Origin of the sequence: Streptomyces bambusae, assembly GCF_019400985.1 — a bacterium.
In the GTDB taxonomy this organism is placed as follows: Bacteria; Actinomycetota; Actinomycetes; order Streptomycetales; family Streptomycetaceae; genus Streptomyces; species Streptomyces bambusae_A.
Genome location: NZ_WTFF01000008.1, coordinates 46572 through 62260, shown reverse-complemented (window position 1 = coordinate 62260; position 15689 = coordinate 46572). Strand labels below are relative to the sequence as shown.

The 15689-nt window shown below is 75.1% G+C and carries 13 protein-coding genes and 1 pseudogene; 7 read left to right on the top strand and 7 right to left on the bottom strand.

What is annotated here, in order from left to right:
- Positions 1–448, top strand: a pseudogene (locus GPJ59_RS02705) (hypothetical protein); the annotation flags it as partial.
- 120 nt (positions 449–568) lie between these two features.
- Here GPJ59_RS02705 and GPJ59_RS02700 read toward each other — a convergent pair.
- Together GPJ59_RS02700 and GPJ59_RS02695 are read right to left on the bottom strand one after the other, a co-directional pair.
- On the bottom strand, positions 569–2008 hold the full coding sequence (locus GPJ59_RS02700) for an amidase (protein ID WP_219664716.1): 1440 nt from the start codon (positions 2006–2008) through the stop codon (positions 569–571).
- Positions 2009–2169: 161 nt separating this feature from the next.
- Positions 2170–2865: an alpha/beta fold hydrolase gene (locus tag GPJ59_RS02695; protein ID WP_219664709.1), complete on the bottom strand. Its 696-nt coding sequence runs from the start codon at positions 2863–2865 to the stop codon at positions 2170–2172.
- A 361-nt stretch (positions 2866–3226) separates the two neighbouring features.
- On the opposite strand from GPJ59_RS02695, the gene GPJ59_RS02690 reads away from it, so the two are divergent.
- From GPJ59_RS02690 to GPJ59_RS02670, 5 genes are all read left to right on the top strand, one after another.
- The gene (locus GPJ59_RS02690; protein WP_308120094.1) at positions 3227–4204 is read left to right on the top strand and encodes a LacI family DNA-binding transcriptional regulator; all 978 of its coding nucleotides are present in this window, start codon (positions 3227–3229) and stop codon (positions 4202–4204) included.
- A gap of 115 nt (positions 4205–4319) precedes the next feature.
- Positions 4320–5504, top strand: a complete 1185-nt coding sequence (locus tag GPJ59_RS02685; protein WP_219664707.1) for a thiolase family protein — start codon at positions 4320–4322, stop codon at positions 5502–5504.
- Positions 5505–6262: 758 nt separating this feature from the next.
- Positions 6263–7702: an aldehyde dehydrogenase family protein gene (locus GPJ59_RS02680; protein WP_219664706.1), complete on the top strand. Its 1440-nt coding sequence runs from the start codon at positions 6263–6265 to the stop codon at positions 7700–7702.
- A gap of 81 nt (positions 7703–7783) precedes the next feature.
- Complete coding sequence (trxA, locus tag GPJ59_RS02675) at positions 7784–8170, top strand: thioredoxin (RefSeq protein WP_219664705.1); 387 nt, start codon at positions 7784–7786, stop codon at positions 8168–8170.
- Between the two features lie 103 nt (positions 8171–8273).
- A complete protein-coding gene (locus GPJ59_RS02670; RefSeq protein WP_219664704.1) occupies positions 8274–9716 on the top strand; it encodes a dihydrolipoyl dehydrogenase family protein in 1443 nt (480 codons plus the stop codon).
- A gap of 93 nt (positions 9717–9809) precedes the next feature.
- Here the strand turns inward: GPJ59_RS02670 and GPJ59_RS02665 are convergent, their stop codons facing one another.
- A complete protein-coding gene (locus GPJ59_RS02665; RefSeq protein WP_219664703.1) occupies positions 9810–11747 on the bottom strand; it encodes a serine/threonine-protein kinase in 1938 nt (645 codons plus the stop codon).
- Between the two features lie 275 nt (positions 11748–12022).
- Here GPJ59_RS02665 and GPJ59_RS02660 point away from each other — a divergent pair, with 275 nt between their 5' ends.
- On the top strand, positions 12023–12784 hold the full coding sequence (locus GPJ59_RS02660; protein WP_219664702.1) for a metallophosphoesterase: 762 nt from the start codon (positions 12023–12025) through the stop codon (positions 12782–12784).
- Positions 12785–12874: 90 nt separating this feature from the next.
- Here the strand turns inward: GPJ59_RS02660 and GPJ59_RS02655 are convergent, their stop codons facing one another.
- The 4 genes from GPJ59_RS02655 to GPJ59_RS02640 form a co-directional block, all read right to left on the bottom strand.
- Positions 12875–13543 (bottom strand): hypothetical protein, encoded by a 669-nt coding sequence (locus tag GPJ59_RS02655; RefSeq protein WP_219664701.1) that lies wholly within the window; start codon positions 13541–13543, stop codon positions 12875–12877.
- Positions 13540–14151, bottom strand: a complete 612-nt coding sequence (locus GPJ59_RS02650) for a DUF6114 domain-containing protein (protein ID WP_219664700.1) — start codon at positions 14149–14151, stop codon at positions 13540–13542. The genes GPJ59_RS02655 and GPJ59_RS02650 overlap by 4 nt, the downstream gene beginning before the upstream one ends.
- Entirely contained in the window at positions 14142–14789 is a 648-nt protein-coding gene (locus tag GPJ59_RS02645; protein WP_219664699.1) for a DUF6230 family protein, read from the bottom strand. The genes GPJ59_RS02650 and GPJ59_RS02645 overlap by 10 nt, the downstream gene beginning before the upstream one ends.
- Positions 14790–14898: 109 nt before the next feature.
- Positions 14899–15684 carry a MerR family transcriptional regulator gene (locus tag GPJ59_RS02640; protein WP_308120093.1) on the bottom strand — a complete coding sequence of 262 codons (786 nt, stop codon included), beginning with the start codon at positions 15682–15684 and terminating at the stop codon, positions 14899–14901.
- Positions 15685–15689 lie beyond the last annotated feature (5 nt).

Below are 15689 nucleotides of genomic sequence, written 5' to 3'. Positions count from 1 at the left end.
CTCGGGGTTGTGTATAGGAGACAGGGCCGGGGCCGCCCGGCGGGAGGCGGGCGAGCTGCTGTCCGCGCTCGCCGAGCGCGGCGGGCCCGGCACCGGGAGCGCGACGCACGAGTGGTGGGGGGTTCTGCTGCGGCTGTCGTACGCCGACGCGGCCGGTGCCGGTTCCGGTGCGGGTACGGGTACGGGTGCTGCTGGAGCCGCGGCCGCGGGGGCGTACGCCGAGCACCGCGGCGAGGTCCTGCGGGCGGTGCAAGCGGGAACGTGGTGGAGCCACGAAGCCCTGCGCTCCCTCGAGGCGCTGTTCGACCGGGGAGTCGTACTCGGCCGGGCGGCGGGCGCCGGCCCGCTCGCCCACGCACTGACGGACCGCGCGGGGTTCCTGGCGGCCGCGAACCGCTACCCGCAGGCCCTGGCCGACTTCCGGGCGGCCTTGGACCTGATGGCCTGACGGTCCGATGCCCGGTTGCGGCCAGGTAGAAGGGGTGCGGGGAGTGGGCCTTCGCCACGACCCGCGCCCCGGGCCGACACGCCCGCCCGGCGCCGTCCCCAGGGCCGTCGGGGACGGGCGTCAGGCGGCGGGTTCCGGGGCCGCCGCGAGGGGAGGCCAGTGTGCGGACCAGGCCTCGACGGACTCCAGCTGCGCCGCCAGCGCGATAAGGAGGGGCTCGGAGTCGGCCGGGCCGAGGAGCTGGGCGCCCAGGGGCAGGCCGTCCGGGGTGAAGCCGGCCGGCACGTTCACCCCGGGCCAGCCCAGGATGTTCCACGTCCACGCGTACGGGCAGGCGGCGATCATCGCCCGGTCGGTGTCCAGGGCGCCGAGCCCCGCCAGCTGGCCCACGCGCATCGGCGGAGTCGCCGTTGTCGGGGTGAGCACCACGTCGAACCGGCCGAAGATCTCGCCGATCCGGTGCTGGAGCAGCGCCTCGGCCCGCCGGGCGACCCTCAGCGGCAGTCCGCCCAGCAGCCGCCCGGTCCGCATCGCCTCGTGCGTACGGGGGTCCAGCAGCGCCGGATCGGGCACCCGCGCGCGCCAGTCCAGCACGCCCCGGGTCGCCCGGGGGAGGAAGGTCAGGCCGATCTGCCCGTACCGCGGGTCCTCGGGCACCACCTCGTGCCCCAGCTCCTCCAGCCGGCCCGCCAGCCGCTCGACGGCCGAACGGACCACGGGGTCCAGGGACTTGGCCGTGGCGGTGAACGCCATGCCGAAGGACAGGGCGATCCGCAGCCGGCGCGGGGTGCGGCGGGAGGCCGCGACCGCGTCGACGGGCGCGGGCCGGTGCAGGTCGCCGGGGTGCGGTCCGCTCGCCGCGTCCAGCAGCAGCGCCGCGTCGGCGACCGTACGGGCCAGCACGCCGTTGACCGTCAGGCCGCGGAAGGACTCCGGCTCCGGCCAGGTGGAGATGCGCCCGCGCTGGGGCTTGATGCCGACGAGGTGGGTCCACGCGGCGGGGATGCGGACGGAGCCGGCGCCGTCCGAGCCGAGCGCGGCCGGCACCAGCCCGGCCGCCACGGCCGCGGCCGAACCGCCCGAGGAGCCGCCGGGCGTGCGGTCGGGGTCCCACGGGTTGCGGGTGTCGCCGAAGGCCGGCCCCTCCGTGAACGGCCACTGGCCGAGCTCCGGTGTCTGGGTCTTGCCCACGATCACCGCGCCCGCCGCCCGCAGCCGGCGTACGGCCTCGCTGTCGGCGATCTTCGGCGGGAAGTCCCCCGGGCAGCCGAAGGCGGTGGGCAGCCCGGCCACGTCCATGTCGTCCTTGACCGCGAGCGGTACGCCCAGCAGCGGCAGCCGCTCGCCGGCGGCGAGCCGTCGGTCGGCCGCGTCCGCCTCGGCCAGCGCGGCCTCGGCCCGGACGATCCGGAAGGCGTTGAGCACCGGCTGCGCGGCTGCGATCCGCTCCAGGGCGCGTTCGGTCAACTCCCGTGACGTCACGCGGCCTTCGGCGAGTGCCCGCACCGTGTCGACCAGGCTGCCGGGCCTGGCGTCGCCGTGGGCCGCGTCGGCCGCCACCGTGTGATCCGCCACCGGACCTCCCCCGTTACCGTTCAGTAGGGCGACAGTAGCGGGGCCGGCCCGGTGGAGCCAGGGTTTGATCACACAGTGGGCGTCGAGGCGTCGAGGCGTCGAGGCGTCAAGGGGTCAAGGGGTCAAGGCGTCATCGGAGCGCGGCGTCAGAGCCACCCGTCCAGCGAGGCCATGAAGCCGTCGAAGTCGTCCCGGTGGATGGCGTGGCCGGCGCCGGCGACCGAACGGACCTCGAAGCCGCGGGACTCCAGGACCGCCGCCCGCTGCGCGGAGATCAGGAAGCTGGGGTCGGCGAGCTGGACCAGCGACGGCACCACCGGTGCCGCCGGCAGCAGGTCCCGGCCGGTCAGCGGCGCCAGACCCAGGACGGTGGACTCGTCCCACGCCGCGAGCGTCTCCAGCTCGATGTCCACGTCCGCGTCCTCCCACCGCGGGTTCATCTGCCGGACCCGCTCCCGCGACGCGAACTTGAAGCGGGCGAACGTCTCCACCGCGAAGCCGTCCTCGGGCCCGGCCAGGTGCCAGGCGGGGTCCGAGTACACCGCCCGCGCCGGACGCAGCCGGTCCACGGCCAGCGACAGGGTCAGGCCGCCCAGCGAGTGGCCGATGGCCAGCTCCGCCCCGGCCGGCAGCGTCTCGGCCAGGTCGTCGGCGAAGAGCTGCGGGCTGTACGTGCCCCGGCCGCTGGCGCCGTGGCCCCGCAGGTCCACGGCGAGCACGCGGTAGCCGAGCCCGGCCAGCGCCGGCCCGACCCGGCGCCAGGTGCGGTGGTCGGCCATGATCCCGTGGACCAGGAGCGCGACGCGGTCGCCCTCGCCCCAGCTGCGGGTGTGGAGCTGCACGGTGGTGCCTCCCTGTTGTTGCGCGTGACCGGCCGCGGGTCAGGAGCCAAGGGTGCCCTGCTGGGCGGGGGCCTCGGGTGTCCGACACGTGCCGGTTACTCGCGTAAGCAGGATGTGGCAATGCTCCAGCACTGGATTCCGGCCATCCGTCAGGCCCCGGCGGCAATCGGTCTGGAAAGATGCCACGGCGATGTCACAGTCACCCAAGCCGCAGAGACCGACCGACCCGGCGAAGGCGGCCCCGTCGCCGAAGCCCTCGGCCCCGTCGGCGCGCTCCTCGGAGCCTTCCCGGCGCTCCTCGGAGCCTTCCCCGCGGTCCTCGGAGCCTTCCCCGCGCTCCCCCGAGGCCCCGCCGCCCCCCGTGCCCACCAGCGCCGACGTCGCCCGCCTCGCCGGGGTGTCGCGGGCCACGGTCAGCTACGTGCTGAACAACGCGGCAGCCGTACGGATCAGCGAGCCGACCCGCCGGAAGGTCCGCGAGGCCGCCGAGGAGCTCGGGTACGTCCCGCACGCGGCCGCCCGCACCCTGCGGGCCGGGCACACCCGGATCGTGCTGCTCCCCACCTCGCACGTACCGGCCGGCCCCCTCTACAGCGCCTTCCTGGACGACCTCCAGTGGGCCCTGCGCCGCTTGGACTACACGGTCGTCCAGTACGGCAGCCTCGGCCTCAGCGGCGACCAGGCCGCCCGCGCCTGGGCCGAGCTGCGCCCGGTCGCCGTGATCTCCCTCGGCGAGATCGTCCTGAGCGCCCGCAACGTCGCCACGCTCGAGCGGGCCGGGGCCAAGGCCGTGATCACGCTCGGACCGGTGGGCGTACCCGGCGCGCACGCTCTGGTCCTCGACCAGGGCGAGGTCGGCGCGGCCGCCGCCCTGCACCTCGTGGAGCGCGGCCACCGCCGGATCGGGGTGGTGGTACCCGAGGAGCCCGGGCTGGAGCTGTTCTCCGCGCCCCGGCTGGCCGGCGCCCGGTCCGTGGCCGGCGCCGAGGTCGAGCCGGTGCCGCTCGCCCGGACCGAGGAGTCCGCCGGCCGGCTCGCCCGGCGCTGGCGCTCGCTCGGGCTCGACGCCGTCTACGCGTACAACGACGAGTACGCGATGCTGCTGATGCGCGCCTTCCAGGACGAGGGGCTGCGGATACCCGGGGACGTGGCCGTCATCGGCGCCGACGACCTGCTGCTCGGCCGGCTCCTGCGGCCGCGGCTGAGCACCGTACGCATCCAGATGCCGACGGGCGACTACCTGGCCGCCCTCGTGGACCGCGCCGTACGCGAAGGCGCGGAGCCGGCGGAGCGGCACGGACTGATGGCCGCCTCCGCGATCCCCCGCGAGTCGACCTGAGCCCCCGCCGTACGCCGCTGCGCTCCGGGTGGCCGTTGACAGGCCGTGATCGGGGGACGGAGACTGCGGGCGCGCCCACCGGCGCCGCCTGCACGGATCCGCCCAGGAGAACCCCATGAGCATCCGCGACGTGTACATCGTCGACGCCGTCCGCACCCCGATCGGCAAGTTCGGCGGAGCCCTGTCCGGAGTACGGCCCGACGACCTCGCCGCGCACGTCGTGCGCGCGCTGGTCGACCGTACGCCCGAGCTGGACCCGGCACGGATCGACGACGTCTACTTCGGCGACGCCAACGGCGCCGGCGAGGACAACCGGGACGTCGCGCGGATGGCCGTGCTGCTGGCGGGCCTGCCCGTCTCGGTCCCCGGCGTCACCGTCAACCGGCTCTGCGGCTCCGGCCTGGAGGCCGTGATCCAGGCGGCCCGGGCCATCGCCCTCGGGGACGCCTCGGTGGCCGTGGCCGGCGGGGTCGAGTCGATGACCCGCGCGCCCTGGGTGGTGCAGAAGCCCGAGCGCGCCTACCCGGCCACCCACCAGCAGATGTGGTCCACCGCGTTGGGCTGGCGGATGACCAACCCGCGGATGCCCCAGGAGTGGGCGGTCTCCCTCGGGGAGGGCGCCGAGCTGATCGCCGACAAGTACGGCATCGACCGCGAGGCGCAGGACGCCTTCGCCCTCGAGAGCCACCGCAAGGCCGCCGCCGCCTGGGCTGCGGGCCGCTTCGACGGCGAGGTCGTGCCCCTCGACGGGATCGACCTGGTGCGCGACGAGTGCATCCGGGAGGGCTCCACGCCGGAGTCGCTGGCCAAGCTCAAGCCGGTCTTCCGGCCCGACGGCACGGTGACGGCCGCCAACGCCTCGCCGCTCAACGACGGCGCCGCCGCCCTGCTGCTGGTGGACGAGGCGGGCCTGCGCGCCACCGGGCGCGAGCCGCTGGCCCGGATCCGCGCCTCGGCCGTCACTGGCGTCGAGCCGCAGCTCTTCGGACTGGGCCCGGTGGAGGCCGTCCAGCGCGCCCTGGACAAGGCCGGCCGGGGCTTCGGCGACCTGACCACGTTCGAGCTCAACGAGGCCTTCGCCGCCCAGGCGTTGGGCTGCTTCGCCGGCTGGCCCGAGCTGGACCCCGCCGTGGTCAACCCGCTCGGCGGAGCCATCGCACTCGGCCACCCGCTGGGCGCCTCCGGGGCCCGGCTGGCCGGCTCGGCCGCCCACCAGCTCGCGGCCGCCGGCTCCGGCACCGCGGTGGCCGCGCTGTGCATCGGCGTGGGCCAGGGGATCGCCCTCGTCCTGGAGCGCTAACCGGCAGCACTCAGCGGGCCGCGGACGACCCCGTCCCGGGACCCTCGGACCCCACCGTACGCGCGCCCAGCGCAACCCCGCGCTGCCCGGGGACGCTTGAGACGGCCTCAGGCGTACCCGCCGCGGGGGCGTTGTCGGTGGAGCCTGCTACCGTCCCGTCCCTACCGCAGCTCAGGGGAGACGGCCTCCTGGTTCAGGCTGCGCGGAAGGCGAGCGGACAGGACGAGGGGGCGGCGGACGACCCCGCCGGGCCCCTCCCGCCGGTCGCCCAGGAGGTCCTCGCCGAGGCGGTCGAGGGTCTCACCGGGCGGCTGCGCATGAAGTTGGACGCGGCCATCGGGAGCTGCGACGCGGCGGGTGCGCGGCGGGCACCGCGGACGGCTCCGTCACGGTCCGCTTCGGCGAGGACGCCGAGGTCACCCTGAATCCCGGCCCCTCGGGCGTGGTGACCCACGCCGAACAGGCCGTCCGCACCAGTCTGCCGACGCCCCGCTGCCTGCACCGGGCCGCGGTACTCGGCGCCGCGCCTCGCCCGCAGCCGTCCCCGCGGCGCGGCGCCACACCCCATCGTTCTCACGGTCCCGAGCGGGGCAGCCTCCCCATCGTTCTCACGGTCCCGAGCGGGGCAGCTTCCGCGACGATCGTTTCCGGTCACCGTCTCCCGTAACTGCCCAATAACTGAACAGAATCCGGCCCGTCCGGTCTGGCACGATGACGCCTGGCCACCCCCGCCACCCCACCCCCGGAGGCCCCGCGCCATGCCGCTCCTCGACCCGACGCTCTGGCAGGACGGACCGACGCTCAGGGGCGGTACCGCCCCTGTCGTCGAACCTGCGACCGGCCGCACCCTGGCCACCCTCGACCTCGCCGCCGCCCCCGACGTGGCCGAAGCGGCCGTACGGGCGCACGCCGCCCAGCGCGACTGGGCGCGGGCGACCCACAGCGCGCGGGCCGCCGTCCTGCGCCGCGCCGGGGACCTGTTCACCGCGCACGCCGACGAACTGCGCGGCTGGCTGGTCCGGGAGTCGGGGTCCGTCCCCGGCAAGGCGGACTTCGAGCTGGCCGTCGCCGCACAGGAGTGCTACGAGGCCGCGGCGCTCGCCTCCCGCCCGACCGGGCAGGTGCTGCCGAGCGAGGCGCCCCGGCTGTCGTACACCCGGCGGGTGCCCGCCGGCGTGGTGGGGGTGATAGCTCCCTTCAACGTGCCGCTGGTCCTGGCGATCCGCTCGGTCGCGCCCGCCCTGGCCCTCGGCAACGCCGTGCTGCTCAAGCCGGACCGCCGCACCGCCGTCTCCGGCGGACTGGTCCTGGCCGCCGTGTTCGCCGCGGCCGGGCTGCCGGCCGGCCTGTTGCACGTGCTGCCCGGCGCCGCCGCCACCGGCGAGGCGCTCGTGGCCGATCCGCACGTGCGGATCGTGTCCTTCACCGGCTCGACCGCCACCGGCCGCCGCGTCGGCGAACTGGCGGGACGCCACCTCAAGCGCGCGCACCTGGAGCTGGGCGGCAACTCGGCCCTCGTCGTACTCCGCGACGCCGACGTAGAGGCGGCCGTCGCACAGGCCTCGTGGGGGTCCTTCTTCCACCAGGGGCAGATCTGCATGACGGCCGGCCGCCACCTGGTGCACGCCTCGCTCTACGACGAGTACGTCGAACGGCTCGCCGCCAGGGCCGAGTCCATGGCGGTGGGCGATCCGCACCGCGAGCAGGTCCACCTGGGCCCGCTCATCGACCGCGCCCAGCTGGAGCGGGTGCACGGCCTGGTCGAGGCCAGCGCCGAACAGGGTGCCAAGGTGGTCGCGGGCGGCGCCCACGAGGGCCTCTTCTACCGGCCGACCGTCCTCGCCGGGGTCTCCGACGACACCCCCGCGTACGCCGAGGAGGTCTTCGGCCCGGTGGCGCCCGTACGGTCCTTCCAGACGGAGGACGAGGCGGCGGCCCTGGCCGCGGCCGGGCCGTACGGCCTCTCCCTCGGCATCGTGACGCCGGACACCGCGCGCGGGCTGGAGCTGGCGGAGCGGATCCCGACCGGCATCGTGCACATCAACGACCAGACGGTGAACGACGAGGCGGTCGCGCCGTTCGGCGGACTGGGCGCCTCCGGCACCGGCGCCCGCTTCGGCGGCGAGGCGAACCTCGACGCCTTCACCGAACTGCGCTGGACCACCTCCCGCGCCACCCCGCCGGGCCACCCTTTCTAGGACTCGGCCGGCCGGCCGGAATGCGCGGGGGGCCTTCGCTCGTTGCACCGGCAGAAGCAAGACTCTGGAGGTCTGGGAACCGTGGCTACTGTCGAACTCACCAAGGAGAACTTCGACCGGACGGTCAGCGAGAACGAATTCGTGCTGATCGACTTCTGGGCGGAGTGGTGCGGTCCGTGCCGGGGCTTCGCCCCGGTCTACGAGAGGGCCTCGGAAACCCACTCCGACCTGGTGTTCGCCAAGGTCGACACGGAGGCGCAGCAGGAGCTGGCCGCGGCCTTCGACATCCGGTCGATCCCCACACTGATGATCATCCGCGACCAGGTGGCCATCTTCGCCCAGCCCGGCGCACTGCCCGGGCCCATGCTGGAGGACCTCATCGGCCAGGCCCGGGCCGTGGACATGGACGAGGTGCGCGCCAAGATCGCCGCGGCGCAGCAGGAGCAGGCACAGCAGGAGCAGGAGTAGCGGCAGGCGCAAGCGCAGGGGCAGGGGCAGGGGCAGGGGACCGGCGCGCCGGAGGCGTGACGGTGCGGGGCCGGGAGCGCGTCCAGCCGCGACACTGGACCGCATGACGGAAGCGGTTGAGTACGACGTCGTGGTGCTCGGTGCGGGGCCGGCCGGCGAGAACATCGTCGACCGGACCCGGGCCGCCGGGCTCAGCACCGCCGTGGTGGAGAGCGAACTCGTCGGCGGCGAGTGCTCGTACTGGGCCTGCATCCCCAGCAAGGCCCTGCTGCGCCCGGCCCTCGCCCGGGCCGACGCCCGGCGGGTGCCAGGGCTGGCGGAGGCGGTGGCCGGGCCGCTGGACGCGGAGGCGGTCTTCGCCCACCGCGACTACTGGACCGGCCACTGGAAGGACGACGGCCAGCTCGACTGGCTGGAGTCCATCGGCGCCCATCTCCACCGCGGGCACGGCCGGCTCCACGGCGTCCGCACGGTGGCCGTGACCGGCCCGGAGGGCGAGCACGAGCTGCTCACCGCCCGGCACGCGGTCGTGATCGCGACGGGCAGCCGGGCCGTGATCCCCGACCTGCCCGGCATCCACGGAGCCCGCCCCTGGACCAGCCGCGAGGCGACCTCCGCCCGGCACGTGCCGCCGAGGCTGCTGATCGTGGGCGGTTCGGTGGTCGCCGCCGAGATGGCCACCGCCTGGCAGGCCCTCGGCTCGCAGGTCACCGTGCTGGTCCGCGGGCCCCGCCTGCTGCCGCGCATGGAGCCCTTCGCGGGCGAGCTGGTCGCCGAGGCGCTGCGCGAGGCGGGCGCGGTCGTCCGTACGGAGGTGACCGTGGAGGCGGTGGTACGGGACGGTTCCACCGGACCGGTCACCGTCGTGCTGGAAGGCGGCGAGCCCGTCGAGGGCGACGAGTTGCTGATGGCCACCGGGCGGTCGCCGCGGACCGAGGACATCGGGCTCGACACCGTCGGGCTCACCCCGGGCGGCTGGCTCGACGTGGACGACAGCTTGCGGGTCGTCGGACACGACTGGCTCTACGCCGTCGGGGACGTCAACCACCGCGCGCTCCTGACCCACCAGGGCAAGTACCAGGCCCGGATCGCGGGCGCCGCCGTCGCCGCCCGGGCCGCGGGCGGCTCCGCGGGCGCGGGCGGGGTGGACACCGGGCGCTGGGGCGCGCACGCGGCGACGGCCGACACCGCCGCCCTGCCGCAGGTGGTCTTCACCGACCCCGAGGCCACGGCGGTCGGCCTCACCCTGGCGCAGGCCGAACGGGCCGGCCTGCGGGTCCGCGCGGTCGACCACGACCTCGGGAAGGTCTCCGGCGCCGGCCTGTACGCCGACGGCTACCGGGGGCGGGCCCGGATGGTGGTGGACGAGGACCGGCAGGTGCTGGTGGGCGCCACCTTCGTCGGCCCCGGCGCCGCCGAACTGCTGCACGCGGCGACCGTCGCGGTCGCCGGCGAGGTCCCGGTCCCGCGGCTCTGGCACGCGGTCCCGGCCTTCCCGACGATGAGCGAGATCTGGCTGCGGCTGCTGGAGACGTACCGGGGCTGAGGGCGGCGACCGGCCGCCTCGGCCTCGGCCGGGGGCGACGGCCCTGCCGCGCCGTGCCCTGCCGCGCCGTGCCCCGCCGCCGCTGAGCGGGCGTCAGCTGCTGCGGTAGACCTTGACCACCTTGCCGTCGATGCCCGCGTGGACGTAGCCGCCGCCTCCGGTCTCGTCGGTGAGGTACGGGCGCATGGACGGGCTGCCGTCCATCAGCCAGGGCTCGACGATCACGTAGCGCAGGGACGGGTGGCTGACGCCGAGGTCGCGCTGGGCCGCGTCCAGGAGGCCCGGCAGGGCGTCCCAGCTCACCTTCGTCATGTCGATCGGGGGTTTGCCCTGCTGCACGGACAGGCCGCTCGCCCCGAACCTGCTGACCTTCCCGTCGCGGTACTGGTACGAGTTCGTCGCCTTGGCCCCCGGCGTCATCGGGACGTCGGCGAGCGCGTAGCCCTCGTAGAGCCGCAGGTTGAGGAACGTGGTGGTGCCGGTCTCCTTGCGGAACGCCTCGACGGCCGCCCGGGCTCCGGCAGGACTGATCAGGCTGCCCTGGGGGGCGGCGGAGTCGTCCTGGCGGGAGCCACCGGAGCCGGCGGAGCCGGCCGTGGCGCTGCCGCCGCCCGTGGCCGCCGGGGCGGAGGACGAGGCGGAACCGGAGGGCGCGGCGCCCTTGGCGTCGGAGCCCGTGCCCCTGCCCGTACCCGTCCCCGTACTCGTGCCGGTCCCGGAGGACGATGCCGAGTCCTTGCCGTCGTAGGGCAGCCACTGGATCGCCGCGGCCGTGCCGCCCGCGAGGACCAGTGCGACGACGGCCAGGGCGACCAGGCCGGAAAGGCGGCGCGGGGCGGGCCCGGAGACCGCCACGGTGGGCGCCGCCGGGGGCACAGCGGCCCCGGGAACGCCGCCGAGGGCCGGCACGCCCGGAGCCCCGACGGCCGGAGCTCCGGCACCCGGGGTCCCGATGCCCGGAGCTCCGGCGATCCCGATGCCCGGGGTCCCGATCCCTGGGCCCCCGACCCCAGGGGGCCCGGCGACCCCGCCGGCCGGCCCGGGCACGGACGCCGCCGTGGGAATCGGCATGGGCGGGCCGAACTGCCCCGCCCCGGACGGCGTGGCGGAAGCGGCCGCCGGGGCGGGAGTGGCGGGAGTGGCGGGAGCGGGCGGTGCCGCTGATCCGCCCGCGGGGCCGGCGAGAGCGGTGCTCGCGTCGCGGAGCAGCTGTTCCAGCTGTGCGGCGTCCGGGCGGGCGGCCGGGTCCCGCACGAGCAGCCGCTCCAGTACGGGGCCCAGCGGGCCGGAGCGCACCGGCGCCGGGATCGGCTCGTCCAGGACGGCCACGACCGTGGCCAGCCCCGTGGCCCGGCGCAGCGGATGCACGCCTTCCGCCGCCACGTACAGCAGCATCCCCAGCGACCACAGGTCCGAGGAGGGGTTGCCCTCCTGCCCCCGGACCCGCTCCGGCGCGATGTACTCGGGCGATCCGATGAGGTCGCCCGTGGCGGTGAGGTCGGTCGAACCGTGCAGGGCGGCGATGCCGAAGTCGGTCAGGACGGCGCCGCCGTCGGGCCGCAGCAGCACGTTCGCGGGCTTCACGTCGCGGTGCAGCACCCCCTCGGCATGGGCGGCCCGCAGCGCGGACAGGACTTCGAGACCGAGTCGCAGCACGTCGCCGACGGGCAACGGCCCCTGGGCCAGCCGGTCGTGCAGGGAGCCGCCCTTGACCAGTTCCATCACGATCCACGGGTGCCCGTCGCTGCCGGCGGCCGGCTCGACGATGTGGTGGATCGTCACCACGTGCGGGTGCGCCAGCCGGGCCAGCGCGCGCGCCTCGCGCACCGCCCGCTCGCGCAGCTGCACCGCCAGCCCGGGATGGGCCGCGGCCACGGCCGGGTCCGGCGGGCGCACCTCCTTGAGCGCCACCTCCCGGTGCAGGGCGATGTCGCGGGCCCGCCACACCGTGCCCATGCCCCCGCTGCCCAGCGGGGAGATCAATTCGAAGCGGCCGTCGACCGGCTGTCTGCCGCCCTCACTCGTGTCCATGGCGGGCCATCGTATGAGCCGGGGAGGGGGTTCGCGTACTCGGCCCGTACACGCGGCGGGCGGCCGGCCGGCAACCGGTCGTCGCCCGGCCGGCAACGGTCTTCGCCCGCCCGGCAACCGGTCTTCGTCCGGCCGCCACCGGGCGGCCGGCGCCCGGCGCGCGGCCCGTGATCATGCCACGCGCTGTGCGGTGGCCATGGCGGCGGAGCCGCCGCTGCCCGTAGAAACGAGGTGGCGCGACCGGCCGCCACCGCTGTCCACGAAAGGGCCCCCACGTGATCGTCATCGCCCATCTCAGCGACGTCCACTGCGACACCGACCCCCGTGCCGCCGCCCGGACCCGGGCCGTCATGGCGTACCTCGACGACCTGCCGTACGACCTCGACGCCGTTCTCGTCAGCGGGGACATCGCCGACCGGGGACTGCCCGAGGAGTACGAGGAGGCCCGGGAGGCGCTGCGGACCCGGCATCCGGTGGTCGTCTGTCCCGGCAACCACGACGACCGCGGGGCGTTCCGGCAGGGGATGCTGGGCCGGCTGCCCGGGCCGGCGCCGGTCAACCAGGTGCTGCGGGGCACCGGTTTCGTCCTGGCGGTGTGCGACTCGTCCGTGCCCGGCAAGGACGAGGGCCTGCTGGAGGACGAGACGCTGGCCTGGCTGGACGGCGTACTGGACGAGACCCCGCGGACCACGCCCGTCCTGGTGGCCTTCCACCACCCGCCGGTCGAGCTGTACGCGCCGTACGTGGACGGGATACGGCAGTTCGGCGAGGAGCGGCTGGCCGAACTCGCCGCGCGGCACCCGCACCTGACGGCGTTCCTGTGCGGACACGCCCACACGGCGGCCGCGACCACCTTCGCCGGACGGCCGCTGCTGGTCGCGCCGGGCGTGGTGTCCACGCTCCGGCTGCCGTGGGAGCGGCAGGACGGCCCCGAGCACCACGTGCACCTGGACGAGCCGCCGGCCGTCGCCTTCCATGTCCTGGACGGCGACGGCCGGCTGACGACCCATTACCGGGTGGTCGTGGCCCGCGACTGACCGGCGACCGAGCGGCGCGAGCGGGGCGCCTCGGTCAGGTCAGGACGGTACGGATGCTCGTTTTCCCTACGGTGCGTTCTACCGTGCGTCCTACGGCGTGACGGTGATCTGCTGCGCCGGATCGGTGGTGTCGGTCACCGTGTAGACGGCGTTGAAGGTCGAGGTCGTCGCACTCGTCGGGCAGCCGAAGCCGCCGGTGACCTTCACCGGGACCGAGGCGTTGGCGAACGTCAGGGTGGGCGGGGCGCCGTTGGCCCAGGTGCCGGGCACGCTCGCCGCGGCCGTCGGCGCGGCGGTGACCGTACAGGAGGCGAGCCCGCTCGTCCTGACCACCAGTCCGCCGGCCGGCACGGTCATCGTCGCGGTGATCGGCGAACCGTCCTGCATCGACACCGACCAGGCCCCGCTGGTGGTCACCGTCGGGGTCACCCCCGGCATGCTGGAGGTGCACGAGCTGTACGTCGGCGCCGAGATGGGGGACGCGACCGGACCGGCCGCGTTGTGGTTGCCGGGCGCGGCCGGGACGGTGCCGGTGGCGACGGAGACCGAGCAGGTCACCGTGACCGAACCGGCCTTGAAGGTGGCCTTGCCGCTGAGCGTGGCCTTGAATCCGTGGCCGGCCGGCGTGACGGTCGTCGAGCCGGCCACGGGTAACGCACTCGCGGGCGCCGGGGCGGCTGTGGTCGCGGTGGCCGAACCGAGGGTCAGGGCGCCGGCGGCGGCGAGCCCTAGGACGAGCGTGGTGCGCGTGCGGCTCATGGCTGTGCTCCTTGGGGATCGGAGGGGGAGCGGTGCGGTGTGGGGGAGGAGCGGTGCGGTGTGTGCGAGGTGCGGCGGCGGCCGCCGCGCACGTCGGCGTACGGCTGCCACGCGAACATCAGGCCGCCGCCGAGGATGCCGAGCAGGGTGCCGATCAGGAACCCGCCGAGGTTGGACAGGACGAGCGCGGCGGTGGCGACGAGGGTGGTGAGCACCCCGGCGAGGGTGCGGTAGTGCGGGGCGAACCAGACGGACAGGCCCAGCACGACCATCACCAGGCCCATCAGGACGGAGGGGATGCCGGCCACCCCCTGCTGGAGCATGATCTTGAGTGGAGCGAGCGGCAGGGCGCAGATCTCGGCGCCGGCGAGGACGGTGACGAGCCCGCCCCAGAACGGCCTGCTGCGCCGCCAGCGCCGGAAGCGCTTGCCGGCCCGGACACTGCTGCCCGCCCGGACACCGTTGTCAGCCGGGGCCGGTGCGGTGCCGGTAGTTGTGCCGACGCTTGTGCCGCTGCCGCTGCCGCTGCCGCTGCCGCTGCCGCTGCCGCTGCCGGCGCCGGCGCCGGTCCGGGGCGGCGTGCTCCGGGACCTCCGGCCTAGAAGCATTCCTTCTTGCCCTTGCTGATGTCCATGCTGAGGCCCGTGAGCTTGAAGGTGCCGGCGTTCGTCGCCCAGGCCGTCTGCCGGAGATCGGTGATGGTGACGGAGTCGGCCTGCTGCCCGAACAGGTCCTGCATGCCCTGCGCGTCCGCCGGACCCTTGTCGAGGGTGGACGCGTCCCGCCCGATCTCGATGTTCTTGAACTCCGCGTTGCCGGCGAGCTGGGTGGCGTCCACGAAGAGGTTGCTGGCCTCCACCGGGGCCTTCTGCCCGGCCGTGAGGTTGAGCGAGATGTCGCCGATCACCGGCAGGGTGGTGACCACGGACTGGCAGAGGCTGTGCAGCTTGGCCTCGCGGATGGCGGTGACCGCCACCGGGATGAGCTCCTCGCGGGCGTTGACGTCGACGCTGCCGTACTGCGCGAAGCCCTCGCCCGCGAGGCTCTGCGCGGAGACCTTGAACTGCTGGCCCGACACGGCGAAGGACGCGGCGAGGGCGCCCTGTGCCAGGGCGATGCCCAGGCCCGCGGTGACGGCCACGGCCGGGACGGTCAGGACGGCGAAGCGCCGCCAGCGCACCCGTCCGGTGCCGTCGCCCGATAAGTGAGCGTCCGGGTGGGATGTGGTGCTGTGGGACTCTTCCATGGGAAATCCCCTTGTATATCGGCTGTGCACCGTTGTTACCGACGAGTTGAATGTAAGAGTGCCAATGGTGGTTGGCAAGGTTGTGCGACAGCGCCCTTTCGGCCGACTCCTACTGCTGCGTACGGGGCTCCGTATGCAGCAGCGCGGCCACCTCGGCGTCCACCCGGCGGGCCATCGCGCGGGCGAATTCCGCGGCCACGACCTCGCGGGCCATCGGCCGCAGTTCCGCGACCGCATCGCTGATGTGCTGGAGCTGGGTGGCCGAAAGTCGCTCCAGTCCGTCGGGGCCGATCACATGCGTGCGGAACAGCTCGACGAACCGGTCCGCGACCGCCGCCGCCTGCGCCTGCACGAACGCCCCCACGTCCAGGACCTCCGCCATCGGGACCCCGAGCCGCACCAGCGTCAGCGTCGCCGTCAGCAGCCGGCGGCTGCGGTGCGTCACGGCCTCGCCGTCGATGCGTACGTACCCCAACTCGGCGGCGCGCCGGGTGTCCTCGGCCGATCCCCCCGGACCGAACAGCTCCCGCAGCTCGGTCATGGACATCGTCACCGGCTCCTCCTCGCGGACCCAGTCGCGGGTCATCTCCCGCTCCAGGCCCAGCAGTCGGCCGAGACCGCCGCCGTCCTCCCAGGCCGCGAGCAGCTCGGCGATGCCGCTGACCGTGTAGCCGCGGCCGAGCAGGTCGTCGATCAGCCGCAGCCGGGCGAGGTGCTCGTCGGAGTACCAGGCGATCCGGCCCTCGCGGCGCGGTGGCGGGAGCAGCCCGCGCTCCTGGTAGTAGCGCAGGTTGCGCACCTTGACGCCCGCCGCCCGGGCCAGCTCCTCCCGGCGGTAGCGCCCCGCGGGCGCTCCTCCCTCGGCTCCGCCGGCACCCTCGACTGCGCTGCTCACAGCGG